The 24,612-nt window shown below is 72.8% G+C and carries 28 protein-coding genes; 1 reads left to right on the top strand and 27 read right to left on the bottom strand.

All coding sequences use genetic code 11. The features are described from left to right. Positions 1–4 precede the first annotated feature (4 nt). From ACFYP0_RS11670 to hisD, 9 genes are all read right to left on the bottom strand, one after another. Complete coding sequence (locus tag ACFYP0_RS11670; protein ID WP_124854338.1) at positions 5–451, bottom strand: MarR family winged helix-turn-helix transcriptional regulator; 447 nt, start codon at positions 449–451, stop codon at positions 5–7. Positions 452–532: 81 nt separating this feature from the next. Continuing rightward, on the bottom strand, positions 533–922 hold the full coding sequence (locus tag ACFYP0_RS11675) for a RidA family protein (RefSeq protein WP_112582733.1): 390 nt from the start codon (positions 920–922) through the stop codon (positions 533–535). Beyond that, positions 919–1,644 (bottom strand): bifunctional 1-(5-phosphoribosyl)-5-((5-phosphoribosylamino)methylideneamino)imidazole-4-carboxamide isomerase/phosphoribosylanthranilate isomerase PriA, encoded by a 726-nt coding sequence (priA, locus tag ACFYP0_RS11680; RefSeq protein ID WP_124854339.1) that lies wholly within the window; start codon positions 1,642–1,644, stop codon positions 919–921. The genes ACFYP0_RS11675 and priA overlap by 4 nt, the downstream gene beginning before the upstream one ends. 14 nt (positions 1,645–1,658) lie before the next feature. Continuing rightward, on the bottom strand, positions 1,659–1,982 hold the full coding sequence (locus ACFYP0_RS11685) for a hypothetical protein (RefSeq protein ID WP_091407752.1): 324 nt from the start codon (positions 1,980–1,982) through the stop codon (positions 1,659–1,661). Positions 1,983–2,018: 36 nt separating this feature from the next. Next, entirely contained in the window at positions 2,019–2,651 is a 633-nt protein-coding gene (gene hisH / locus ACFYP0_RS11690) for an imidazole glycerol phosphate synthase subunit HisH (RefSeq protein WP_124854341.1), read from the bottom strand. 13 nt (positions 2,652–2,664) lie between these two features. Continuing rightward, positions 2,665–2,835 (bottom strand): hypothetical protein, encoded by a 171-nt coding sequence (locus tag ACFYP0_RS11695; RefSeq protein ID WP_167493684.1) that lies wholly within the window; start codon positions 2,833–2,835, stop codon positions 2,665–2,667. A 58-nt stretch (positions 2,836–2,893) separates the two neighbouring features. Further along, entirely contained in the window at positions 2,894–3,505 is a 612-nt protein-coding gene (gene hisB / locus ACFYP0_RS11700) for an imidazoleglycerol-phosphate dehydratase HisB (protein WP_030334475.1), read from the bottom strand. Next, positions 3,502–4,575, bottom strand: a complete 1,074-nt coding sequence (locus tag ACFYP0_RS11705; protein WP_386995597.1) for a histidinol-phosphate transaminase — start codon at positions 4,573–4,575, stop codon at positions 3,502–3,504. Before ACFYP0_RS11705 ends, hisB begins: the two co-directional genes overlap by 4 nt. Then, complete coding sequence (gene hisD, locus ACFYP0_RS11710; RefSeq protein WP_124854343.1) at positions 4,572–5,894, bottom strand: histidinol dehydrogenase; 1,323 nt, start codon at positions 5,892–5,894, stop codon at positions 4,572–4,574. Before hisD ends, ACFYP0_RS11705 begins: the two co-directional genes overlap by 4 nt. Before the next feature lie 106 nt (positions 5,895–6,000). Here hisD and ACFYP0_RS11715 point away from each other — a divergent pair, with 106 nt between their 5' ends. After that, positions 6,001–6,708 (top strand): LON peptidase substrate-binding domain-containing protein, encoded by a 708-nt coding sequence (locus ACFYP0_RS11715; protein ID WP_124854344.1) that lies wholly within the window; start codon positions 6,001–6,003, stop codon positions 6,706–6,708. Here ACFYP0_RS11715 and ACFYP0_RS11720 read toward each other — a convergent pair. The 18 genes from ACFYP0_RS11720 to ACFYP0_RS11805 form a co-directional block, all read right to left on the bottom strand. Further along, a complete protein-coding gene (locus ACFYP0_RS11720) occupies positions 6,623–7,453 on the bottom strand; it encodes a DUF2567 domain-containing protein (protein WP_124854345.1) in 831 nt (276 codons plus the stop codon). The two genes, ACFYP0_RS11715 and ACFYP0_RS11720, sit on opposite strands and share 86 nt — an antisense overlap. 56 nt (positions 7,454–7,509) lie before the next feature. After that, positions 7,510–9,198: a MinD/ParA family ATP-binding protein gene (locus ACFYP0_RS11725; RefSeq protein ID WP_124854346.1), complete on the bottom strand. Its 1,689-nt coding sequence runs from the start codon at positions 9,196–9,198 to the stop codon at positions 7,510–7,512. Positions 9,199–9,272: 74 nt separating this feature from the next. Next, complete coding sequence (locus ACFYP0_RS11730; protein ID WP_124854347.1) at positions 9,273–10,304, bottom strand: hypothetical protein; 1,032 nt, start codon at positions 10,302–10,304, stop codon at positions 9,273–9,275. Positions 10,305–10,346: 42 nt separating this feature from the next. Beyond that, positions 10,347–11,291: an RluA family pseudouridine synthase gene (locus ACFYP0_RS11735; RefSeq protein ID WP_124854348.1), complete on the bottom strand. Its 945-nt coding sequence runs from the start codon at positions 11,289–11,291 to the stop codon at positions 10,347–10,349. Then, a complete protein-coding gene (gene lspA, locus ACFYP0_RS11740) occupies positions 11,288–11,905 on the bottom strand; it encodes a signal peptidase II (RefSeq protein WP_124854349.1) in 618 nt (205 codons plus the stop codon). Before lspA ends, ACFYP0_RS11735 begins: the two co-directional genes overlap by 4 nt. Positions 11,906–11,969: 64 nt before the next feature. Next, positions 11,970–12,389: a TraR/DksA family transcriptional regulator gene (locus ACFYP0_RS11745; RefSeq protein WP_124854350.1), complete on the bottom strand. Its 420-nt coding sequence runs from the start codon at positions 12,387–12,389 to the stop codon at positions 11,970–11,972. A 225-nt stretch (positions 12,390–12,614) separates the two neighbouring features. Continuing rightward, entirely contained in the window at positions 12,615–14,114 is a 1,500-nt protein-coding gene (locus ACFYP0_RS11750; protein WP_124854351.1) for a potassium/proton antiporter, read from the bottom strand. 22 nt (positions 14,115–14,136) lie between these two features. After that, positions 14,137–14,442 carry a DUF167 domain-containing protein gene (locus ACFYP0_RS11755; protein ID WP_124854352.1) on the bottom strand — a complete coding sequence of 102 codons (306 nt, stop codon included), beginning with the start codon at positions 14,440–14,442 and terminating at the stop codon, positions 14,137–14,139. 10 nt (positions 14,443–14,452) lie between these two features. Beyond that, positions 14,453–15,202 carry a hypothetical protein gene (locus ACFYP0_RS11760; protein ID WP_124854353.1) on the bottom strand — a complete coding sequence of 250 codons (750 nt, stop codon included), beginning with the start codon at positions 15,200–15,202 and terminating at the stop codon, positions 14,453–14,455. A gap of 80 nt (positions 15,203–15,282) precedes the next feature. Then, positions 15,283–16,092: a DivIVA domain-containing protein gene (locus tag ACFYP0_RS11765; protein WP_124820047.1), complete on the bottom strand. Its 810-nt coding sequence runs from the start codon at positions 16,090–16,092 to the stop codon at positions 15,283–15,285. Between the two features lie 44 nt (positions 16,093–16,136). Then, entirely contained in the window at positions 16,137–16,442 is a 306-nt protein-coding gene (locus ACFYP0_RS11770; protein WP_030334503.1) for a YggT family protein, read from the bottom strand. Between the two features lie 30 nt (positions 16,443–16,472). After that, entirely contained in the window at positions 16,473–17,165 is a 693-nt protein-coding gene (locus ACFYP0_RS11775) for a cell division protein SepF (protein ID WP_124854354.1), read from the bottom strand. Between the two features lie 191 nt (positions 17,166–17,356). Continuing rightward, entirely contained in the window at positions 17,357–18,100 is a 744-nt protein-coding gene (locus tag ACFYP0_RS11780; protein WP_124854355.1) for a YggS family pyridoxal phosphate-dependent enzyme, read from the bottom strand. A 9-nt stretch (positions 18,101–18,109) separates the two neighbouring features. Further along, the gene (ftsZ, locus tag ACFYP0_RS11785) at positions 18,110–19,225 is read right to left on the bottom strand and encodes a cell division protein FtsZ (RefSeq protein WP_124854356.1); all 1,116 of its coding nucleotides are present in this window, start codon (positions 19,223–19,225) and stop codon (positions 18,110–18,112) included. A gap of 245 nt (positions 19,226–19,470) precedes the next feature. Beyond that, the gene (locus tag ACFYP0_RS11790) at positions 19,471–20,289 is read right to left on the bottom strand and encodes a cell division protein FtsQ/DivIB (protein WP_124854357.1); all 819 of its coding nucleotides are present in this window, start codon (positions 20,287–20,289) and stop codon (positions 19,471–19,473) included. Then, a complete protein-coding gene (gene murC, locus ACFYP0_RS11795) occupies positions 20,286–21,851 on the bottom strand; it encodes a UDP-N-acetylmuramate--L-alanine ligase (protein WP_124854358.1) in 1,566 nt (521 codons plus the stop codon). Before murC ends, ACFYP0_RS11790 begins: the two co-directional genes overlap by 4 nt. Next, positions 21,848–22,954, bottom strand: a complete 1,107-nt coding sequence (gene murG, locus ACFYP0_RS11800; RefSeq protein ID WP_124854359.1) for an undecaprenyldiphospho-muramoylpentapeptide beta-N-acetylglucosaminyltransferase — start codon at positions 22,952–22,954, stop codon at positions 21,848–21,850. The genes murC and murG overlap by 4 nt, the downstream gene beginning before the upstream one ends. Beyond that, a complete protein-coding gene (locus ACFYP0_RS11805; RefSeq protein WP_124854362.1) occupies positions 22,954–24,345 on the bottom strand; it encodes an FtsW/RodA/SpoVE family cell cycle protein in 1,392 nt (463 codons plus the stop codon). Before ACFYP0_RS11805 ends, murG begins: the two co-directional genes overlap by 1 nt. Positions 24,346–24,612 lie beyond the last annotated feature (267 nt).

Below are 24,612 nucleotides of genomic sequence, written 5' to 3' on the forward strand. Positions count from 1 at the left end.
GTGGTCACTGCTCCTTCTGTCGGTGGATGGTGTCGGTGACCCGGGTGAGGGTGTCGCGCAGCGCGACGAGCTCGTCGAAGCCCAGCCCGGTGGCCAGGGCGATCCGCAGGGGAACGTCGCAGAGCCGCTCGCGCAGCGCCCGGCCCTGCTCGGTGAGGCCCACCTCGACCCGCCGCTCGTCGCGGGCCGACCGCCGCCGCACCACCAGGCCCGCCCCCTCCAGCCGCTTGAGCAGCGGGGAGAGCGTGCCGGAGTCCAGCCGCAGCTCGGCGCCCAACTCGGACACCGTGGGGGCGTCGTCGGGGCGCTCCCAGAGCACCAGCAGCGCCAGGTACTGCGGGTAGGTCAACCCGACCTCGTCGAGGATCGGCCGGTAGACGTCGGTCAGTGCGCGCGACGCGGCGTAGAGCGCGAAGCACACCTGCCGGCGCAGCACCAGGTCATCGGTCACCGCTGAACCGTAGCCCACAATTAAGTTGTGCACAACTTATCGGGGCGCGGGACGGCCCAGCAGGCCGCCTGGGCGGGTACCTCAGCGATCGCCGAGGTACGCCTCCAACTCCACCTCGACCAGGTGCTCCGGGTCCAACAGACCGGCCACCACCACCAGGGTGGCCGCCGGCCGGACCGCGCCGAAGACCGCGTTGTGCGCCCGGCCCACCTCGTCGGCGTGCAGTCGGTCCGTCACGTACATCCTGGTCCGGACCACATCGCCCGGCTCCGCACCCACCTCTGCCAGCGCGGCCAGCCCGATCCGCAGCGCCTGCGCGGTCTGCGCGGCCGCGTCACCGACGTGCACCACCCGGCCGTCCACCGTCGCCGTGCAACCGGCCGTCCAGGCCCGCTCACCGGCCCGGACCACCCGGGAGTACCCGTAGCGCTGCTCCCACGGGCCGCCCGACCCCAGCCGTGTCGTCGTCATGCCTCGGCCAACGTCCGCAGCGCCTCGGCCACCGTGAAGGCACCCGCGTAGAGCGCCTTGCCGGCGATCACGCCCTCCACCCCGGCCGACTCCAGGGTCGCCAACGCCCGCAGGTCGTCCAGGGTGGACACCCCGCCCGAGGCGATCACCGGCCGGTCCGTACGGGCACACACCTCGCGCAGCAGATCCAGGTTCGGCCCGCGCATCGTGCCGTCCTTGGTGATGTCGGTGACCACGTACCGACTCGCGCCCGCCTTGTCCAGTCGCTCCAGCACCTCGTACAGGTCACCGCCGTCGCGGGTCCAACCCCGCGCCGACAGGGTGTGACCCCGCACGTCCAGCCCGATGGCCACCCGGTCGCCGTACTCCGCGACCACCCGGTCACACCAGACCGGGTCCTCCAGGGCGGCGGTCCCGATGTTCACCCGGGCCGCTCCGGTGCCCAGCGCCGCGCGCAGCGACTCGTCGTCACGGATGCCCCCGGAGAGCTCCACCTTCACGTCCAACTGGCGCACCACCTCCGCGAGCAGGTGCGCGTTGGTGCCCCGACCGAACGCCGCGTCCAGGTCGACCAGGTGGATCCACTCCGCGCCGTCCTGCTGCCAGGCCAGCGCCGCGTCCAACGGGTCGCCGTAGATGCTCTCGCTTCCGAGGGCGCCCTGAACGAGCCGGACGGCCCGGCCGTCAGCTACATCCACGGCGGGTAACAGGGTGAGGCTCAAGGTCTTCTCCTCGATCAGGTACGACGGTCCAGGGCGATCACCACGATCGCCGGCAGTACGAGCAGCAAGAGCACGATCAGCGCGATACGCAACGCCAGGTTGTCGACGAACGTCCAGATCAGGATCAACGCCGCGCCGGTGAGCAGCACGATCGCGGCCCGCTCACCCCGAGTGTGCCGGGCCAGCCGCCCGGAGCGACCCCGCCGCAGCCGCGGCGTCAAGCTGCGGACCACCGCGCGACGGCGCTGCCGCCGGGCGACCTGGCGCTGCCGGACCGCCCGCTCCCGGGCCTGCTCGGCCTCCCGCTCCGCCCGCCGGCGGGCACGCTCCCGGCTCACGGCGACGCCCACCGCTCGGGCACCGCGCGACGGTGCTCAGTCACCGCTGGGCAACGTGGCGAGCCAGTTGCGCAGCAGCGCGGCACCGGTGTCGGCGGACTTCTCCGGGTGGAACTGGGCCGCCGACAACGAGCCACGCTCCACCGCCGCGACGAAATCCGTGTCGTGGTGGGCGGTGGTCACCGTGGCACCGGCAGCGGCCAGCGCCGCCGGGTCGCCCATCGCGTACGAGTGGACGAAGTAGAACCGGCTCTGCTCCGTCAACCCGGCGAACAGCACCGACTCCCGCGGAGCCCGGACCGTGTTCCAGCCCATGTGCGGCAACCTGGTGGCGGCCAGCCGGGTCACCCCGCCGGGCAGCAGCCCCAGCCCCTTGGTCACCACTCCGTGCTCGTCACCGTGCTCGAAGAGCACCTGCATGCCCACGCAGATGCCGAGCACCGGCCGGCCAGCAGCCACCCGTTCGGCGATCACCGGACCGGCGCCCAACGCCTCGATCCCCGCCATGCACGCCGCGTACGCGCCCACACCCGGCACCACCAGACCATCCGCGGCAGCCGCTGCGGCCAGGTCGCCGGTCACCCGGACGTCCGCTCCGGCGGCGGCCAGCGCCCGCTCCGCCGAGCGCAGGTTGCCCGAGCCGTAGTCGAGCACCACCACGTCACTCATGTCGTCACCCCGATCACCCGTTCTCCGGCAGCAGCCGCAGCACCCCGGCGACCGTGGCGAGCACCGCGAGCCCCGCGGTGATCAGCACGGCGGCCTTCGGCGCGCCCTGCCGGTAGAGCGACCAGGTGCCGCCCACCAGCACCCCGGCCAGAACCAGCAGCAACGTCGGCAACGCGGCACCCATCAGAGCCACCTTTCATTCGCGACTGCGAGGCTCCGCTGCGCTGCACTCCTCGCGCTCATCAGAGCGCGCCCTTCGTGCTCGGGATCGCTCCGGCAGAACGCGGGTCGATCGAGGTGGCCTCGCGCAACGCGCGGGAGACCGCCTTGAACTGCGCCTCCACCACGTGGTGCGCGTCCGGGTGACCACCCGGCCGGGCCGCCCGCAGCACGTCGACGTGCAGCGTGACCCGGGCCGCCTGGCCGAAGGACTCCCAGATGTGCCGGGTCATGCTGGTCGCGTACACCGGGCCGATGTAGGGGGCGAGCACCGGCTCGTCGTGCACCACGTACGGCCGACCGGAGAGGTCCACCGCGGCCCGGACCAGCACCTCGTCCATCGGCACGGTCGCCGAGCCGTACCGCCGGATGCCGGCCTTGTCGCCCAGCGCCTGGTCGAACGCCGCACCCAGGGCGAGCGCGGTGTCCTCGATCGTGTGGTGCGCGTCGATCTCCAGGTCACCCACTGTGCGCACGGTCAGGTCGAAGCCGCCGTGCCGGGCGATCTGGTGCAGCATGTGGTCGTAGAAGCCGACGCCGGTGCTGATCTCGGCGGCACCGGTGCCGTCGAGATCGATCTCGACGAGGACCTTGGTCTCCTTGGTGATCCGTTCCACCCGGGCGGTCCGACTCATTGCGAAGTCTCCATTGCAGAAAGGAAGGCGTCGGTCTCGGCGGCGGTGCCGGCGGTCACCCGCAGCCAGCCGGGCAGGCCGACGTCACGGACCAGCACCCCCTGCGCCAGCAGGGCGTTCCAGACGATGGTCTGGTCGCCGCCCACCTCGAAGAGCACGAAGTTGGCGTCGCTGTCGGCGACCCGCAACCCCCGCTCCCGCAGCGTCGCCACGATCCGGTCCCGCTGCGCCATGATCGCGCTCACCGTACCGAGAAGGGCATCGCGGTGAGCCACCGCCGCGCGCGCGGCGGCCTGGGTGAGCGCGGAGAGATGGTACGGCAAACGGACGAGCTGCACCGCGCGCACCACCGCCGGGTCGGCGGCCAGGTAACCCAGCCGGCCACCGGCGAAGCCGAACGCCTTGCTCATCGTCCGGGTGACCACCAGCCGTGGGTGGCTGGGCAGCACCGCGAGGGCACTGACCGTCCCGGGTCGGGCGAACTCGGCGTACGCCTCGTCGACGACCACCATGCCGGGCGCGACGTCGAGCACCGCGGCGATCACCGCCGGGTCCAGTGCCGTGCCGGTGGGGTTGTTCGGCGAGCAGAGGAAGACCACGTCCGGCTGGTGCTCGCGGACCTGGGCGACCGCCTCCTCGGCGGTCAACCCGAAGTCGACGCCGCGCGCGGCGGGCACCCACCGGGTGCTGGTGCCGAGGGCCAGCAGCGGGTGCATCGAGTACGCCGGAACGAAGCCGAGCGCGCTGCGCCCCGGCCCGCCGAACGCCTGGAGCAGCTGCTGCTGGATCTCGTTGGAGCCGTTGGCCGCCCACACCTGCTCGACGGTGAGCCCGTGCCCCAGATATTCGGCCAGGTCGGCGCGGAGCGCCACCGCGTCCCGGTCCGGATAGCGGTTCAGCTCGCGCAGCTCGGCCGCGAGCGCCTTGCCGATCGCCTCGACCACCGGCTCCGGCACCGGGTGCGAGTTCTCGTTGGTGTTGAGCCGCACCGGCACGTCCAGTTGCGGCGCCCCGTACGGCGACAGCCCCCGCAGGTCGGCCCGGATCGGCAGATCGTCCAGGCTGGTCACGCCGGCCCTCCCGGGAAACGGGCCTGGACCGCCTGGCCGTGCGCGGGCAGGTCCTCCACGTTGGCCAGGGTGACCACGTGCGGAGCCACCTCGCGCAGCGCGGCCTCGGTGTATTCGATCAGGTGCACGCCGCGCAGGAAGGACTGCACGGACAGCCCGGAGGAGTGCCGGGCGCAGCCGCCGGTGGGCAGCACGTGGTTGGAGCCGGCGCAGTAGTCCCCGAGCGACACCGGCGACCAGGCGCCCACGAAGATCGCCCCAGCGTTGCGGACCCGCAGCGCCCACTCCCGGGCGTCCACCGTCTGGATCTCCAGGTGCTCGGCCGCGTACGCGTCGACCACCCGCAGCCCAGCCTCGAGGTCGTCGACCAGGACCACGCCGCTCTGCTCGCCGGTCAGCGCCGTGGTGACCCGCTCGGTGTGCTTGGTCGCCGGCACCTGCCGGGCCAACTCCGCCTCGACCGCCTCGACCAGCGCCACCGACGGGGTGACCAGCACGCTCGCGGCCAGCGGGTCGTGCTCGGCCTGACTGATCAGGTCGGCGGCCACGTGCGCCGGGTCGGCGGTGTCGTCGGCCAGGATGGCGATCTCGGTCGGCCCGGCCTCGGCGTCGATGCCGACCACGCCGCGCAGCAGCCGCTTGGCGGCGGTCACCCAGATGTTGCCGGGGCCGGTGATCAGGTCGACGGGGTCGCACCGCAGCTCACCCGCCGGATCCACCGCAGCGCCGTACGCCAGCATCGCCACCGCCTGGGCCCCGCCCACGGCGTAGACCTCGTCGACGCCGAGCAGCGCGCACGCGGCGAGCACCCGGGGATCGGGCAGGCCGCCGTTGTCCTTCTGCGGCGGGCTGACCACCACCAGCGAACGCACCCCGGCCGCCTGGGCGGGCACCACGTTCATCACCACTGTCGACGGGTACATCGCCAGGCCACCGGGCACGTAGAGGCCGACCCGGTCGACCGGCAGCCACCGCTCGGTGACGGTGCCGCCGGGCACCACCTTCGTGGTGTGGTCGGTGCGCCGCTGGTCGGCGTGCACCCGACGGGCCCGGGTGATGGACTCCAGCAGCGCGGCACGCACCGCCGGGTCGAGCACCCCCTCCGCCTCGGTGATCGCCTCGACCGGCACTCGCAGCACCTCCGGGGAGATGCCGTCGAACCGAACGCTCGCCTCCTGGATCGCTGGGTACCCATGCTCACGGACCGCCTCCACCAGGGGCCGGATGCGCTCGACGGCGACGGACACGTCGAGCTGGGCACGGGGCAGCAGGCGGCGCGGGTCAGCGAGACCGTCGCGCAGGTCGATCCGATTCAGCACCCTTGCGAGTCTAGGCGGCCGTCCCGACGTCCACCCGAGCCGCCCGTCCGCCGGGACAGTGAGCCGGGCCACGCCCTTGGTGCCGAGATTGGTTAGGCTCGACCATGTGACCGCACGGCTGCCGGTGTTCCCGCTCGCAACGGTGCTCTTTCCCGGGTTGGTGCTGCCGCTGCACATCTTCGAGGAGCGCTACCGGGCGCTGGTCCGGCATCTGGTCGGCCTGCCCGAGGGTGCCCCGCGCGAGTTCGGCGTGGTGGCCATCCAGGCCGGCTGGGAGGTCGCGCCCGCCGGTCCCGCCGGCGCCCCGGCCAGGTCGAGCGTCGGCGAGGTGACGCTGCACGAGGTGGGCTGCACCGCCGAGCTGCGCCAGGTGACCGAGTTGGCCGACGGTGGTTTCGACATCGTCACGGTCGGCCGCCGCCGGTTCCGCATCGCCGAGGTCGACGACAGCGCCGAGCCCTACCTGACCGCCGACGTCGAGTGGCTGCCCGACCCGGGCGGCCCGGACGAGGTGGCCGATCTGCTGGCCGCCCGGGTGATCGCGGTGTTCCGGCAGTACCTCGGCCTGATCCGCTCCGACCCGGAGGAGATCTCCGAGCAGTTGCCGGAGGACCCGACCGTGCTCTCGCACCTGGTGGCGGCGACCGCGGCGCTCACCGTCGACGACCGGCAGCGGCTGCTGGCGATCGACGACACCGCCTCCCGACTCCGCGCCGAGCTGCGGTTGCTCAACCGCGAGGCGGCTCTGCTGCGTCAGGTGCGGGCGGTTCCGGTGCCGTTGTCGGAGCTGGCGTCCCCGCCGACACCCAACTGAACTCCCCCGGCTCGGGCTCCGGGCGTAGCCCCGGCCACCGCGACCAGCCGGCCAGCAGGGTGTACATGACCGCGGCCCCGAACGCCGGCAGCAGCAGGTTGCCGTGCGGCACCGGCAGCACGCCGAGCAGCCAGTCCACTCCGCCGGCCCGCAGGTCGGCGGGTTTGCTGAAGGCCTGCCCGGCCGGGGCGGTCGCCAGCAGCCGCTCGAAGGTGCCAAGACCGATCCGCCGTCCCACCTGCCAGGCCACCGGCGCGGCGACCAGGGTGCCGAGCACCGCGGCGAGCAACCCGACCGGGCCACGCCGCCGACGCAGCACGAACCACAGGGTGAGCGCCACGAGCAGCCCGAAGGCGAGCCCGAGCAGGCTGAACCAGCCGTCGGCGGCGATCGGCTGCTCCGGTTGCGGCTCGGCGTAGATTGCCCCCTCGGCGGTCTTGAGCACCGGGGTGTCCGGCGCGAGCACGGCCCAGAGCAGGCCGAGCGGAACGCCCAGCGCGGCCAGCGCGAGCACGGCGCCCAGCACCGTCGCCAGCGCACGCAGCGGACGACGCGGTTCGTCGAACCGAAGCTCCAGCGAGCTCTGGTACGCCGCCGAGGCCGGCAGCTGACCCGGACCGAACTCGCCCGGCGCTGTCCCGGCCGACGGGTCGACCTCCGGCGGTTTCGCATCCGGCGTACGGGGTGGCGCGGGTTGATCGGCCTCGTCGACGGGCCGCTCACGGTCGGGGTTGTCCGGGCTCACCCGATGATCCTCTCAGGCCCGGTGCGCGGCCGGGGCTCCGGTGGCGGCAGACCAGCTCACCGGGCGAACGGCTCCACCATCATCGCCGCCGCCCGCAGCCACGCCTGCCGGGTCTCCGGCTGGAGCTGGTGGTACTCGATCGACGACCCGGTCTCCAGAGCCGGGTCGTACGGCACGACGGCCACGCCCCGGGTACGGGTGGCGAAGTGCCGCTCCAGGTCGTCCTGGAGCGTCGAGCGACCCGGGGTCGGGCAGGAGATGAGGGTGATCGCGTTGTCCGCCAACTCGCCCATGCCCTCCTCGTGCAGCAGGTCGAGCATCCAGTCCGCGCTGAACGCCGCGTCCTCCCGGGGCACTGTGGTCACCACCAGCTGGTCGGCGGCCTGCATCACCGTGCGCCAGTTGGGGCTCTCCACGTTGTTGCCGGTGTCCACGCAGACCACGTCGTGGGTACGCCGCAGCAGCTCCAGCACCCGTCGGACGGTGAACTGGTCCAACCGCTGCGCGAAGCGCGGGCTCTCCTCGCCGGCCAGCACGTCGTACGAGCCGTCGGAGGCGTGCCGCAGGTAGTCGTCCAGCCGGTCCAGCAGGGTCGCGCCCTCCAGGATCTCGATCTGGGCCAGGTCGCTGATCAGATGCCGGATCGTCCGGGCGTGCCGGGCGCTGCCGGCGCGCAGGCCGAGGGTGCCGCGCAGCTCGTTGTCGTCCCAGGCCAGCACGCCCTTGCCGCGGACGCTGCCGACCGTCGCCGCGGCGAGCACGGTGGCGGTCGTCTTGTGCACCCCGCCCTTGGGGTTGGCGAAGGCGAACACCCGGGGCGTGCCCAAGTCCCGTTGGAGCACCCCGTTGGCGCGCTCCTGCTCCTGGTCGACGGCCGTTGGGCGCCATTCGATCCGGGCCGGGTGGGCACGTTCGGCGACCGCCGAGCCGATCGCCGGGGCGGGTGGTGGCGGAACGGGCGGCGTGACCGGCACGGCGACCGGTGGCGCGGGCGGCGGGGCGACCGGCGGGGGCGGTGGCGCGGCGGCCGGGTAGCCGGTCTCCGGCTGGTAGCCGGTCTCCAGCAGGGCGTACCGCGATTCCACCGGCGGGTCGCCCGGTCGGTAGCCGTTGTCCAGCAACGCGTAGCGCGACGGGACCGGGTCGGGGCCGCGTGCCGGCGGCTCGGGCTCGGCCCGGTACCTCGGCTCGGCCCGGTAGTCCGGCTCGGCCCGATAACCCGGGTCGGCCCGGTAGTCCGGCTCGGCCCGGTAGCCGGGCTCAGCGCGGTACTCCGGCTCAGCGCGGTAGCCCGGCTCGGCCCGGTAGCCGGGCTCAGCGCGGTACTCCGGCTGCTCGGTCCGGTACGCCGGCTCCGCTCGATAGTCCGGCTCGGCCCGATAACCCGGCTCGGTCCGGTACGCGGGCTCGGCCCGGTAGTCCGGCTCGGCCCGGTAGCCGGGCTCGACCCGGTACGCGGGGTCGACGCGGTAGGTCGCCTCGGCCCGGTAACCGGGCTCCGCGCCGTACGACAGGTCGGCGGGATGCCCGATGGCGGGTGCCCGCCCGGCGTAGCCGTTGGGGGCCGCACGCCGTGGCAGCGGGTCCGGCGGCGGCTCCTCGCCGCGCCGCTCCGGCTCGGTCTGCTCCGCGCCGCGACCGCCCAGCCGGGCACGGTCCAACAGCGCGCGCCACCGCGGCGCTGGTTCGGCCGGCCGGCCCCAGCCGGTCTCACTGCCCTCCACGGCCCGCCCTCCCAGCGCCATCGATCTCTGTCTGACAGGCTACGAACCCAACCCTATTCGGACCACACCTCAGAGCGCACACCAGCCGGTGCAGATCACGACGACGGCGATGGCGGCGACGGCTCGGCGAGGGTGGCGTCCGGCGAGGTGGTGACACTCGGCGGCGCCGACTCGGTGGGCTCCGGCTTCGACGTTTCGGGTGACGGAATGGTCACGACTGGTGCAGGTTCCGACGATTCGCCCACGGGGGCCGACGGCGCCGGTGCGCTGATCATCGGCGCCGGCCGCTCGGACTGGGTCGGTGCGGGGCTCGGCCCGGTGTCGGCCGGCGGGCGTACCACGTCACGCTGCTCGGGCAGGGGCGGCGTGAAGACCGTTCGGTCCAGCCGGTACACCTCGGGGGCGGGGTCGACCGCCCGTACATCCGGCCGGGCCGCGACACCGCGCAGCGCCACCGGCGTCGCGCGAACCACCGCCGCGTAGACGCAGGCGCAGCCGGTGCGGTACGCGGCCGCCTCGGCGGCGGCCACCTCGGCACCGCTGGCGTACTGCTCCCGCAACTCCCGCTCGCCCACCCCGTCGCCGTCGACCGCGGCGGCCCTGGCCCGGTAGTCGGCAGCCTCGGTCTCCTTGCGGGCCGCCACCTGTTCCATTCCGGCGACCACGTCGTCGGGCACCCGCAGCGCGGGGATCTTGACGATCTCGGTCTGCCGGCCGGGCAGCGGAACCCGCCCGAAGACGGTCGAGACCCCGACGTCGCCGAGCACCGTCGCCAGCCGCTGCGGAGGCAGGTACGCGTCGAGCGTGACCAGCGCGTACGTCCCGTCCTCGGCGGCCGGGGCGGACGCGGGCAGCGCGGCCAGGTCGGCCGCGGCGGACCGCAGGTAGCCGGGGACGGAGTCACCGTCGGCAACGCCGACCCGGGTCACCTCGCCGACCGTCCGGTCACCGACCGGAGTGTCGTCGACGGCCCAGACGGCGGTGCCCAACACCGCCGCTGCGGAGAGCACCGCGGCCCAACTGAGCACGCCGGAGCGCGCCGACCGGTCGCCCAGCCGGGCCACGGCCCGGGTCAGCGGCGGCAGCAACCGCTGGTCCAGCTGCCGCAGCAGGTTGCCGGCGCGCACGGGCGGGATCCCCTCTGTGGAACGGTGTCGGGCGGTCGCCGCTCAGTCACGCAGGATCTGAAGCGCACGGTCCAGGTCGTCAGGGTAGTCGCTGACGAACCGGACCTCGTCCCCCGTTCGGGGGTGCAAGAAGCTCAGTTCGCGGGCGTGCAGCCACTGTCGGGCCAGGCCGAGACGGGCTGAGAGGGTGGGGTCGGCGCCGTAGGTGAGGTCACCCACACAGGGGTGCCGCAGGGTGGAGAAGTGCACCCGGATCTGGTGCGTCCGGCCGGTCTCCAACCGGACGTCGACCAGGCTCGCCGCCGGGAACGCCTCCAGGGTGTCGTAGTGGGTGATGCTCGGCTTGCCGCCGGAGACCACCGCCCAGCGGTAGTCGTGGGTGGGGTGCCTGTCGATTGGAGCGTCGACGGTGCCCCGCAGCGGGTCCAGGTGACCCTGCACCACCGCGTGGTAGCCCTTGTCGACCTCGCGGTACTTGAAGGCCCGCTTCAACGCCGTGTACGCCTGCTCGCTCTTGGCCACCACCATGATCCCGGTGGTGCCCACGTCGAGCCGGTGCACCACGCCCTGGCGCTCGGCGGCGCCACTGGTGGAGATGCGGTGCCCGATCGCGGCGAGCGCGCCGATCACGGTCGGGCCGGTCCACCCGGGGCTCGGGTGCGCGGCCACCCCGACCGGCTTGTCGACCACGACGATGTCGTCGTCGGCGTAGACGACCCGCAGGCCGGGCACCGCCTGCGGCACCACCGTCGGCGGTGCGACCGGGGCGGGCAGCGTGACGTCCAGCCAGGAGCCGGCCTTGACCTTGTGCGAGTTGGGCCGGGCGGCGCCGTCGACCAGCGCGTCCCCGGCGTCGACCAGGGCCGCGGCGGCGGTGCGGGAGAGCCCGAACAGGCGGGACACGGCCTGGTCCAGGCGCATGCCGTCGAGGCCGTCCGGAACCGGAAGGGAACGGTGGTCGCCGCCAGCGGCGAACGCGGAGGTCATGCCCGCTCCCGCTGCTCGGCGCCCGGCGCGGCGGCGTCCGTCGTGGCCGGGTCGCCGTCGCGCCCCGCCCGCCGGCCGTCACGCTGGCGGCCGGTCAGCTCCAACAGGACGGCCAGCAGCACGCCGCAGACCAGCGAACTGTCGGCCAGGTTGAACACCGGCCAGACCTGACCGTACGGGTCGAAGAGGCTGATCATGTCGACCACGTGCCCGTGGAACGGGGACGGCGCCCGGAAGATCCGGTCGACGAGGTTGCCCAACGCGCCACCGAGCACCAGGCCGAGCGAGATCGCCCAGGGCAGCGAGCGCAGCCGCAGTGCCATCCAGACGATCCAGCCGACCACACCGATGGTGATCAGTGGGAAGACCCAGGTGTGGTCCGCGCCGATGCTCCAGGCCGCGCCGCTGTTGCGGGTCAGGCTCAGGTAGACGAACCCGCCGAGCAGCCGGACCGGCTCCCGGTCGGTCAGCGCGGCCAGCGCGAGGTGCTTGGTGACCAGGTCGGCCAGCAGGGCCACCAGGGCGACTCCGGCGAGAATCGCGACGGCCCGGGGCCGGCGGGTGCCGCCGCCCGGATCGGTGCGGCCGGGTTCGGCGGACGGTACTGCGGTCATGCGCTCCCCATCGACAGTCTTGGCGGTGATCGCTCACCGTCTCGTCGCCGCCGGGGAACGGACCTCAGCGCCGCTCCTCCAGCTGCTTGCACGTCACACACAGGGTGGCCGACGGGAAGGCGGCGAGGCGCTCGACCGGGATCGGGTTGCCGCACCGCTCGCACCAGCCGTAACCACCCTCGTCGAGGCGCTCCAGAGCGCGCTCCACCTGCGTGATCCGTTCCAGAATGCTGTTGGCGAGAGAGATCTCCTGCTCCCGCTCGAGCGTCTTGGTGCCCGTGTCGGCCTGGTCGTCCCCGGCCGAGTCGGTCAGCCGATCGCGCTGCAGCTCGGTGATCTCACTCAGCGTCTGATCGTACTCGGCACGAAGCTCGTCCCGACGCGCCGCCAGCGCCGCCCGGATCTTCTCGGTCTCCGCCGTGCTGCGGGTGGCCTTCGCCGCAGGCTTGCGCCCGGCGGTCCTGGTGTCGGATGGCTTCGCCATGGGTCGCTCCCTCGGCCGGGGAACCGCGCGGTCCGCGGCGCCTGGTCAGGGGGCGCCGGCGAGGGCGTCCCCTATGTACGAAAAGGGGCGCACGGCGACGATGGCCGCGCACTCCGGAGGTTGGCAAGAATACGGAACGTACAGGCGTCCGACAACGTGCCGCACCGTCGCACCGTCTAACAGCCCCTAGCCCTGCCTAACTGGGGCAAAGGGAACGCTAGCAGATCAATTGGGCACCTCATCCCCGTACTCACCAAACCATCGGGCCAGACGACCCCGCCGGCTGACGGCCCGCAACCGCCGCTCCGCCGCGTCCCGCACCCCGGCGGTCGCCACGATCAGCAGACTGTCGCCGGTCTTCAACCGGGTGTCCGGTGCGGGCACGAAGCCCACGCCGTCGCGCAGCACCAGGGTCACCGACGCGCCCAGCGGAAGGCGCAGCTCGTCGACGTGCACGCCGGCCAGTCGTGAGCCCGGTGGCACCTCCACCTGGAGCAGGTCCGCACGCATCCGCTCCAGCGGCGCGGTCTCCACGTGGATCTCGGCGGCCTCGGCCGGCGCGGTCACCCGCAACCAGCGGGCGAACGGCCCCAGCGTCCCGGTCTGCACCAGCGTGAAGATCACCACCAGCACGAAGACCACGTCGAAGAGCCGCTCGGCTCCGGGCACCCGCTCGGAGAGCGGAATGGTGGCCAGCACGATCGGCACCGCCCCACGCAGCCCGGCCCAGGACAGGAACGCCTGTTCTCGAAGGCCGACCCGGAACGGCAACGCCGAGACGGCCACCGACAACGGCCGGGCCAGAAGCACCAGAGCCAGCCCGGCGACCACCGCGGGCAGCACCGCCGCGTCCAGCCGGCCCGGCGACGCCAGCAACCCGAGCAGCACGAACAACCCGATCTGGGCGAGCCAGGCCAGCCCGTCCGCGAAACCGAGAATCGCCTGCCGGTGCGACAGGCGGGCATTGCCCAGCAGCACCCCGGCCACATAGACGGCGAGGAAGCCCGAGGCGTGCAGAACGGCCCCCGCGGCGTACGCCAGCACGGTGATGCCGACCGCGGCGATCGGGTAGAGCCCGGCCGAGGGCAGCGCCGCCCGGCGCAGCGCCCAGGTGCCGGCGACGCCCGCGGCCACGCCCACCGCCGCGCCGACACCCAGCTCGTAGCAGACCAGCGCGACCTCGTACCACCACGGGTGCGCAAAACCCCGATGGGACAGCAGCACCACCAGCAGCACCACCGGGGCGTCGTTCATCCCCGACTCGGCCTCCAGGGTCGCCACCAGCCGGGGCGGCAACCGCAGTCGGCGCAGGGTGGCGAAGACGGCCGCCGCGTCGGTGGACGAGAGCACCGCGCCGTAGAGCAGCGCCAACCGCCAGTCCAGCCCCAGCAGCAGGTGCACGGCCACGCCAACCACCACGATGCTGACGATCACGCCGACCGTGGAGAGCGCGGAGGCCAGCCCGAGCACCGGGCGCAGCGTGGTCCACCGGGCGGTGAGGCCGCCCTCGGCGATGATCACGATCAGCGCGCAGAAGCCGAGGGTCCGGGTCAGCTCGACGTCGTCGAACCGGATGCCCAACCCGCCCTCGCCGATCGCCACGCCCAACGCCAGGTAGACCAGGAGGCTGGGCACACCGAGCCGGGTGGAGAGTCGCACCGCGCCGACAGCGACCAACAGCACGGCCGCACCGAGCAGCAGCGCGATGTCCAACCCGGGCGTCACGGCTGCCTTGCCTGGGCTGTCCTCACTCGGCGGATCCGTCGCGCAGGCGGCGCAGCACCTGGGGCAACTCCGGGCCGGGCCGATCGATCAGGAAGAGCTTGTCCCGGCTGGCCGCGCCGACACGCAGTGACACGGCGGCCGGTCGGACACCCAACGCGCCGGCCAGCGCTCGACGGGCGGCCTCGGTGGCCCGACCGTCGACGGCCGGGTCGTGGACCGCGATCACGAGGGCGGGCCCGTGCGGGCCGTCGAACCGACCACCCACCCGGTCCCGGGAGGCGCCGGGCTTCACCCGTACCGCCACGGTGAGCGTGTCCTGCGCGGGCACCGGTGCCGCTTCAGATCGGCCGGGCGTCGGCGAGGAGAGCGGTCGCCGGGGCGCAGTGCGCGCACGGGGTGAAGCCGAGTTCCACGGCCTCGGCGACCGGCAACGTCTCGGGCTGCCAGCCGATCAGGTGGGGGCAGCCGTCCAGGTGGTAACGGGGGCGGCCATCGACGACCTCGACGGCGTCTGGCAGTCGGGCCACCCGGGCCGCCTCGGCGGCCGTGATCTGCTGGGCTGCCGGCTCGTCGACCGCCGCGACCGCCGGGTCGAAAACGTCGTCCGTCGACGTCGCGATCGGCGACGCCGGGCTGACCGGCCGGGCCCGCGCGGGCGCCTCGTCCGCCGTACTCACCAACGGCGACGCGTCATCGACGTGCGGCGGGTCGACCGGTGAGGCCTCGTCGACCGGCGGCGCATGGTCGACCGGCGGCTCGGGTGGTTGCCGCCACCCGGTGCCGCCGGTACCAAACGTCGTGGGCACGTGCTGGACCGGCACCTCCGGCTCGACCAACGGCGGCCCGTACGCGACACCCGGTGTGGCCTGGCTGGCCGTGCGGGGCGCGTCGGGGTGCCGCCGGTCGGTCCGGCCGGGATCCGCCATGGCGCGGTTGGCGGCTGCCTGGCGGGCGCCCACCACCAACGCCACGGCGGCCAGCAGACTGGCCGCGATGGAGATGACCAACAAGAAGCTGGAGCCACCGGCCAGGCCGAGCACCAGTAGCACCACCGCGACGAGGATGAGCAGAAGACTTGCGACTATCACGGCTCACCCCCGCCGCGTCGAACCGTCCAGGCCGGGCCGGCGACCGTCACCATTGGCGGACAGCGATCGCCGGCCGGTGCTCAGCGTCCGGCTTCGAGGGCGCCGGAGCGCCCGCCGCCGCCGTACGAACCAGCGAGACCTGCTGCGGCCAGCCCGTTGCCGCCAGCGACCCGGCCGGCTTCGGAGCGGGTCATCTCGGCTTCGAGGCCCTGGCCACGACCGTCGAGGTCACGCAGCTGGCTCTCCAGGTACGCCTTGAGCCGGGTGCGGTACTCGCGCTCGAACTGCTTGAGCTCCTCGATGTGCTTCTGCAGTGCCGTGCGCTTGGCGTCCAGGCCGCCCATGGCCTCCTGGTGCCGCTGGCGGGCGTCCCGCTCAAGGGCGTCAGCCTTGGCGCGCGCCTCCCGGGTCACCTCCTCGGCCTTGCCGCGAGCCTCGGACAACAGCTGGTCGGCCTCGCGGCGAGCGTCGGACACGTGGTCGTCGGCGGTGCGCTGGGCCATCATCAGCACGCGCAGGGCCTGCTGCTCACCGTCACCGGTGACGCCGCCGGCCGGGCCGCCGGTCGCGCGGACCTGCTCCAGCTCGGCCTGCATCGCGCGGGCAGCCTGCTCGGCCGCCGACTTGTCGCGCTGCACCCGGTCCAGTTGGGCCTTGACATCGTTGAGCTCCGCCGCGAGTCGGGCGTCGCCGCCGGGGCCGGCGGGGGCACCGCCACGGCCGCCGCGCTCCACCTGGGCGCGCAGCTCGTTGTTCTCCTCGATGAGACGGGCGAGCTCGCGCTCGACCTCGTCAAGGAAGGCGTCGACCTCCTCCTCGTCATACCCCCGTTTGCCGATCGGCGGCTTTTTGAAGGCGACGTTGTGGACGTCGGCCGGGGTCAGCGGCATCGAAACTCCTCGGGTCAGTTGCGGCCGCGAAAGCGCGTCGGTCATCAGGCAGATGCCCTGATCGACGGCCCTAACACGAACTCCATCAGCACGAACAGGATAACCAGGAGCACAAGGGAGGCCAGGTCGATGCTCACGGTACCAATTCGCAGCGGAGGGATCACACGCCTCAACGCGTTGAGAGGGGGATCAGTGACGCTCCACACGGATTCCAATCCTGCCGATGCTCCACGCCCCGGTTGCCAGCGACGGCCGTACTGCAGGACGGCGCTCAACACGAACCGGGACAGAAGAAGGAGCAGGAAGACATAAAGGATCAGGTACAACACTTGCAGTAAGATCGACAACACGGTCAGCGACGTCCCTCGGGTCGGGCGGGATCAACTCAGACTGAAAAAGCCGCCCTCAGCGATCTTGGCTTTGTCCTCTGCGGTGACCTGGACGTTAGCCGGTGAGAGCAGGAACACCCGATTGGTCACGCGCTCGATCGTACCGCGCAGGCCGAACGCCAGTCCGGCGGCGAAGTCCACCAGACGGCGGGCATCGGCCTCATCCATCTCGGTGAGATTGATGATCACCGGGACCCCGTCGCGGAAGTGCTCACCAATGGTGCGCGCCTCCCGGTAGGTGGTGGGGTGCAGCGTGGTGATCTGGTAACGCTGCTCCTCCTCGGGCAGGGCCCGCTCGCGCGACGTGACCTGCGGCGCGAGGGCCAGGTTGTCCCGAGTGTGGTAGGTCAGCGCACCGGAGGTCTCGCCCGCCGACGACCGGGTGATCGACCGGACGCTGGACCGCTCGATCCGCTCCGGCCGCTCACCGTCACCGCGCTCGGACTCGCTCAACCGCCCGCTCGACCGCTCGGAGAGTCGACCCCGCCCGCTGTCGCGCGGCCGGGGAGCCGGCGGCTCCTCGGCGTCGTCCTCGTCGTCGTCGGTGAACTCCTCGGCGTACCGGCTCTGCCGGTAACGCGAGTCGCGGTAGCCACCCTTGTCGTAGCCACCGTCGTCGTAGGCCCGCTCGTCGTCTTCTTCGACCAGACCGAGCCAGACCCCCGCCTTGCGCAGTGCACCCATCCCGCGCCCTTCCGTCCGCCGTGCGGCACGCGCCCCCGTGCCATGTCGCCCGTCGCGAGTGGACAACCATGCCCATCGGACCGGAACGGCAATCCCCCGGCGCGCGATTCGCGTCGCGCGTCACGACCCCCGACTAGGAGACGCCCGCCCCTGAAACAACACTGATGTAATTTGCTTGTCTCGCGGTCAGGCTACCGCAGCGTGGGACGCATTCCGAGCAACGCGCTACCGACGCGGACATGTGTCGCGCCGTAACGGATCGCGATTTCGAAATCTCCGCTCATACCGGCGGACAGCGCGGTGGCTCCCGGATGGACGGCCCTGAACGCGTCGGCGATCTCCGCGAGCCGGGCGAACGCCCGCTCCGGCTCCCACCCCAGCGGAGCGACCGCCATGAGACCGACCAGACGCATCCCCGGCGCGTCGGCCACCGCCTCGGCCACCGGCTCCAGACCGGCGGCCGGATCCGCCGAGCCGGGCAGGGCTCCGCCCCGGGCCGCGTCGCCGTCGATGCTCACCTGGACCAGGGCGTCGAGCGGCTCCTGCCGGTCGGCGGTGGCGGTGGCCAACGCCCGGGCCAGCCGGACACTGTCGACGGAGTGCACCACGTCGGCGTAGCGGACCACCGAGCGGGCCTTGTTGCGCTGCAACTGGCCGATGAAGTGCCAGCGTGGACGCACCCCGGCGGCAGCCACCTCGGCGGCCTTGCCGGCTGCCTCCTGGTCGCGGTTCTCCCCCATGTCGGTCACCCCGAGCCCGGCCAGCGCCAACACGTCGCTGGCCGGGTAGGTCTTCGTCACCGCGATCATCGTGACCTCGGCGCGGTCCCGGCCGGCCTGCGCGCAGGCGTCATCGATGCGGGACCGAACCTGGGCCAGACCGCCCGCGAGTTCGGCGTGCCGATCTGGTCGTACCGTGGCTGAGCTGTCGGTCATCGGCGGTGCTCAGGACCCGTTCTTGAGGAAGTCGGGAACGTCCACGTCGTCGAAGAGCACGCGACGCGGCGACTGGGCCGGAGCCGGGTTGGTGGCCGGCGTCGGCGCCGGGGTGCTCTGCGGCGCCGGCTGGTTGGTGTTGGTCTTGCGGGTCGGCTCGGCCGCCTTGTACGCGGGCGTGCCGCCGTCGAAGCCCGCCGCGATGACAGTCACCCGCACCTCGTCACCGAGCGCGTCGTCGATGACCGCGCCGAAGATGATGTTGGCGTCCGGGTGGGCCGCGTCGGTGACCAGCTGGGCGGCGTCATTGATCTCGAACAGGCCCAGGTCGGAGCCGCCGGCGATGGAGAGCAGCACGCCGCGCGCGCCGTCCATGCTCTGCTCCAGCAGCGGGCTGGAGATGGCCGCCTCGGCCGCCTCGACCGCGCGGTTCTCGCCGCGGGCGCTGCCGATGCCCATCAACGCGCTGCCGGCGCCGCTCATCACGCTCTTGACGTCGGCGAAGTCCAGGTTGATCAGACCCGGGGTGGTGATCAGGTCGGTGATGCCCTGCACACCCGAGAGCAGCACCTGGTCGGCCGTGCGGAACGCGTCCATCATGCTGATGTTGCGGTCGCCCAGGGCCAGCAGCCGGTCGTTCGGGATGACGATCAGCGTGTCGCACTGGTTGCGGAGCTCGTCTATCCCCGTCTCGGCCTGCACCTGGCGGCGCTTGCCCTCGAAGGAGAACGGCCGGGTCACCACGCCGATGGTCAGCGCGCCGAGCTTGCGGGCGATGTTGGCCACCACGGGCGCGCCGCCGGTGCCGGTGCCGCCGCCCTCGCCGCAGGTCACGAAGACCATGTCGGCGCCCTTGAGCACCTCCTCGATCTCGTCGCGGTGGTCCTCGGCGGCGTTCTTCCCGACGTCCGGGTTGGCCCCGGCCCCCAGGCCGCGGGTCAGCTCCCGGCCGACGTCGAGCTTGACGTCGGCGTCGCTCATCAGAAGCGCCTGCGCATCGGTGTTGATCGCGATGAACTCGACGCCCTTGAGCCCAACCTCGATCATCCGGTTGACGGCGTTGACGCCGCCGCCCCCGATGCCGACGACCTTGATGACCGCCAGGTAGTTGTGCGGAGGTGTCATCTCCGGTCCTTTCCTTCGAGATTGGCTTCGGCCGACCGGTTACGGCGTGGCCAGACCAGCGGCCGACGACAGCTGTCACCAACGAGGATCAGGGGTAAACCCTAACCCTCTACTAGAGGCTTACAGTTATGTCAACCACTGAAGCTCTTCGAGGCAACGTAAGCGCCACCGCGCGATGAGCCAAGGACCCGGGCGGCGTGTCGCCGCGCGGAGCGCCACGGGTCACGTCCGCCCACGCTCACGGGTCAACGAAAGGTCACCACATCCGGCGCGCTCACGTCGATCCGGTCGGTGTCCTCGTCGAGCAGCGCGGTGGCCACCCGAGCCTTGTCCGTACCCCGGGTCGCGTCGCCCCAGACCACCGTCCGGTCGCCGCGCAACCGCAGGCTGATCCGGGCCAGCCCCGCCACGTTCACGTCCACCAGTTCCGCACGCAGCTGCGGCGTCAGCGCGACGAGCACCTCCAGCCCGGCCCGGGTGCCCGGGTCGTCGGCGGCCGGCCGAGCCACCGTCACCTGTGGTAGGTCGGCGGGGCGTCGCTCCACGGTCCGGAACGCCACCCCGCTCCCGTCGATCAGGGCGAACGCCTCGCCCTGGGGCACCACCGCCACCGCGGTCCGCTCGGTCACCCGCACCACCAGCGCACCGGGCCAGTCCCGGGAGACCGTGGCCCGCTCCACCGCCGGCAGCGCGCCGACCCGACGGGCGGCGGCGGTCAGGTCCACCCGGGCCAGCGGCACCCCGTCCGGCACCCCGACCGCGTCGTGCACCTGCACCGGAGTGACCAGGTCGGCACCCTCCACGCGCACCTCCCGCACACCGAACAGTCCGGTACCGAGCACCGTCCAGGCGACCAGCCCGGCCAGGGCGAGCACCCCGGCGGCCACCGCCCACGGCAGCGCCGCACGCATGCGGCGCTGCCGGGCACGGGCCATGAACCGGCGGGTCGAGGGCGGTACCGCGTCGCGGCCCGCCCGGACCAACTGCCACCGCCGGGCCGGACCGCGGCGCGGGGCGCCGCCGTCGGCGGCGCTGGTCCGCCCTCGGGCCGGGCCGGGACTCATCCGGCCGTGGGCGCCGAGCCGCCGGGCACGGCGCTGCCACCGAGAGCCGCGCCGTCGCCGCCGGACGTCGTCCCACCCGGCACCGGATCACCGATCGCCGGGGTGGTGGCCACCGGGTCGACGGTCGCGGTCGGTGCCGAGCCGGCCGTACGCTCACCCAGGGCGGCCAGCAGTTCGTCGCCCATCAGCGAGATCGGCGGGGCGCCCATGGTGACCACCACGTCCCCGGAGCGGGCGCGACGAGCCACCTCGACCGGGGCCTGCTCCCACGACTCCACGAAGACCTTGCGGTCGGCGGGCAGATCCACCGCCGCGATCAGCGCCGCCGACCCCTCGCCGGGCTGACGCAACTCACCCGGCCCGAAGACCTCCAGGAGCACCACCTCGTCCGCGATGGCCAGCGCCTCGGCGATCTCCGCCTGGTTGTCGCGGGTGCGATACAGCCGGTACGGCTGGAAGACGACGATCAGCCGGCCGTCCCCGGCGACCTCGCGCAACGTCTGCATCGCCAGCGTCATCGAGGTCGGGTGGTAGGCGTACTCGTCGTAGACCAGCACGCCGTCCGCGACACCCTTGCGCTCGAAGCGCCGTCGCACCCCGGGAAAGACCGCCAGCGCGGCCTCCGCCGCTTCCAACGGCAGTTCCAGCAGGTACGCGGACAGCACCGCGGCAGCGCTGTTCAGCCCCATGTGCCGCCCCGGCACCGGCAGCCGGAACTCGCCCAGCGACCGGCCGTCGATCGCGGCCAGGTAGCGCACCCCACGCGCGGAGGAGACCATCTCGGTCAACCGCAGGTCGGCGTCGGCGGCCTCGCCGTAGGTGAACACCCGCCGTCCCTCGGACCGCAGGCTCTCGGCCAACCGCCGACCGCCCGGGTCGTCGGCGCAGGTGATGATGAACCCGTCCGGGTCGGTGAGGCGGGCGAACTCCACGAACGCCGCCTCCAGCGTCGCGTAGTCGCCGTAGGTGTTCAGGTGGTCCGCCTCGACGTTCGTGATGATCGAGACGTACGGGCGGTAGATGAGGAACGAGCGGTCGCTCTCGTCCGCCTCGACCACGAAGTGCTCGCCGGTGCCGTGGTGGGCGCCCGAACCGACCTCGGAGATCTCCCCACCGATCACGAAGGACGGGTCCACACCGGCCTGCTGGAGCACCATCGTCACCATCGAGGTGGTGGTGGTCTTGCCGTGCGTGCCGGCGACTGCCACCGCCCGACGGCCGGTCATCGCGGCGGCGAGCGCCTCGGAGCGGTGCAGCACCCGCAGGCCACGCCGACGCGCCTCGACCAACTCCAGGTGGTCCTGGGGAATGGCCGACGAGTAGACGACGGTGTCCACGCCGTCGAGGTTGGTCACCTCGTGGCTGAGGTGGATGGTGCCGCCGAGCGCCCGCAGGCCGGCCAGCGACGGCCACTCCCGCAGGTCGCTGCCGGAGACCCGGATGCCACGGGTGAGCAGCAGCCGGGCCACGCCGAGCATGCCCACCCCGCCCACCCCGATCAGGTGGACAGCGCCCAGGTCCTCGGCGGTGAGCGTGCCGGCCGGGGTGAACTGCGCGGTCATCGGGCCACCGCCGCCAGCACGAAGGACCGCAGCGCCTCGTCGCCGTCGCGCCGGCCGTACGAACCGGCGGCGGCACCCATGTTGTAGAGCCGCTGTGGGTCCCGGATGAGGGGGATGACGGTGCGCTCCAGCCAGTCCGGGGTGAGCTCCGCGTCGTCGACCAGCAGCCCACCGCCGGCCTCCACCACGGGCAGCGCGTTGCGCCGCTGCTCCTGGTTGCTGTGCGGGTACGGCACGTAGATGGTGGGCAGCCCGATCGCGGCCACCTCGGCGACGGTCATCGCCCCGCCCCGGGCCAGCATCAGGTCGGCGGCGGCGTAGCCCAGCTCCATCTCGGACAGGTACGGCAGCGTCACGTACGGCACCGGCAGGTCGGTGGGGATCGGCACCGGCTCGTTGCGGGCGCCCATCACGTGCAGCACCTGCACGCCGTTGCGGGCCAGCTCCTTTGCCGCCCCGGAGACCGCCAGGTTGATCGAGCGGGCGCCGGACGAGCCGCCGGACACGAAGAGCACCGGCAGGTCCGGGCGGAGCCCGAAGTGGGCGCGGGCGGCGTTGCGCAGCGCGTACCGGTCCAGACCGGCGATGGCGCGGCGCAGCGGCACCCCGACGACTGTGGCGTCCCGCAGCGACTCGGCCTGGCTCGGCTGGTTCGGGAAGCCGACGGCCACGTTCTTGGTGAACTTCATGCCCAGCTTGTTTGCCACGCCCGGCGGCACGTTCACCTCGTGGATCACCATGGGCAGCTCACGACGCCACGCGGCCAGGTAGGCCGGCACCGAGACGTACCCGCCGAAGCCGACGACCACCTCGGCGCGCACCTCGTCGATCACCTTGCCCGCGGCGCGCGCCGCGGTCCACATCCGGCCCGGTGTGCGGACCAGGTTCATGTTGACCGACCGGGGCAGCTGGTACGCCGGGATCTGTCGCAGGTCGTAGCCCTGCGGCGGGATCAGGTCGTTCTCCATGCCCCGGGGTGTGCCGAGGCAGGTGATCCGGACGCCCGGGTCGTGTCGGCGCAGGCAGTCGGCGAAGGCGAGCAGCGGGTAGACGTGCCCCCCGGTGCCACCTCCCGCGAGCACCACCGAACGCAGCGGACCCATCAGCGTCTCCTCTCGCTCGCCGTACCCCTGCGGCTGCGGTCCTGTCGGACCCCGCGCGGCGCGGCCTGATCGTCGTGGCGCCGCTCGCGGGACCGGGGCACGGACCCTCGGCCAGCGGGCGGCGTCGCCGGTCGGCGACGCCGGCCGGGAAGCGGCGGCAACGGGGCCCAGAGTAGTCGGACCCACCGGGCCGGCGGACGGGCATGCAGTGCTCTGGCCGCATCGGGTTCGGCGCGGGCGAAGGACGCCAGCATGCCGATGCCGGCCAACGTCACCACCAGGGCACTTCCGCCGTCGGAGATGAACGGCAACGGCAGACCGGTGATCGGCAGCAGCCCCACCACCCCACCGATGTTGATCACGGCCTGGCTGACCAGCCAGGTGGTCACGGCGGTGGCGGCGAGCCGGCGGAACGGGTCGTCGACCCGCCGGGCGATCCGGAAACCGGTGTACGCGAGGACCGCGAAGAGGCTGAGCACCACGACGCACCCGATCACGCCCAACTCCTCGGCGATGATCGCGAAGATGAAGTCGTTGTGCGCCTCGGGGAGCCAGTCCCACTTCAGGCTGCCCTTGCCCAGCCCGACACCGAACCAGCCACCGTGCTCGATGGCCAGCCGCCCCTGGTAGAACTGCAGACAGCCGTCAAGTTTGCAGGTCTCCGGGTCCGGTGGATTGAAGAACATGTCCAGCCGGGCGAAGCGGTAGTTGTCCTCACCGCGCTCGCCGGAGCCGGCACCCAGCGAGGCCACCGCTACCAGCAGGCCGATCCCGACCAGCCCGGCCGCCGCCAGGGCGCCGAAGACCCGTATCCGCACCCCGGCGGCCCAGAGCAGGCCCACGATCAGGGCCAGCAGGCAGAGCATCGTGCCGGTGTCGTTGTAGCCGACCAGGACGAAGAGCAGGCCGACCACCGGGAAGAGCGGGGTGGCCAGCTCGCGCCACCACCCGAGCGCGGCGCCCTTGCGGGCGACGATGTGCGCACCCCAGAGCACCATCGCGAACTTGGCCAACTCGGAGGGCTGAAGCTGGATCCCGCCGACGAAGAGCCAGTTCAGCCGCGCCTCGATCGGGCCGATCTGCCCTGTTTTCTGGTTCGTCAGCCGGGCGTAGGCGACCAGCAGGTTGAGCACCACCAGCAGGACGACCGAGGTGAACAGCAGCGGGCGGCCCAGCGACCGGTAGGTGCTGGCCGGCAGGCGCTGGCAGACCCAGAACGCGCCGATGCCGATCACCGCGAAGATGGCCTGCTTGGTCACCGAGGCTGAGGCGTTGCCGTCCTCGGCGTAGTCCTTCACGCTGGTCGCCGAGAAGACCATGGTCAGCCCGATCAGCAGCAGCAGGCCGGAACAGGACAGCAGCAGGTAGTAGGAGGTCAGCGGCCGGTCCAGCAGGCCGCGCAGCGCGGCGAGCCCGCCCGCCGCGTCGAACCCGCGCGGCGGCGTCGCCGTTACGGCCTCCGGCCCGCGTCCCGCCGCCCCGGGCTCCCGCGCCCCGGGCTCCCGCGCCCCGGGTTCGCGGGCCGCCGCGCCGCGCTCCGAACCGCGCGCCCCGGCAGCCACCGGTGTACGCGCCGCGCTCGGCGACCGTCGCGGTCGTCCGACAGTTCCGTCCTCGGTGCCGATTTCCTCCCCCACCCCGACATCATCACCGCTGAA

Source organism: Micromonospora arida (genome assembly GCF_042873195.1).
Lineage (GTDB): Bacteria > Actinomycetota > Actinomycetes > Mycobacteriales > Micromonosporaceae > Micromonospora > Micromonospora arida.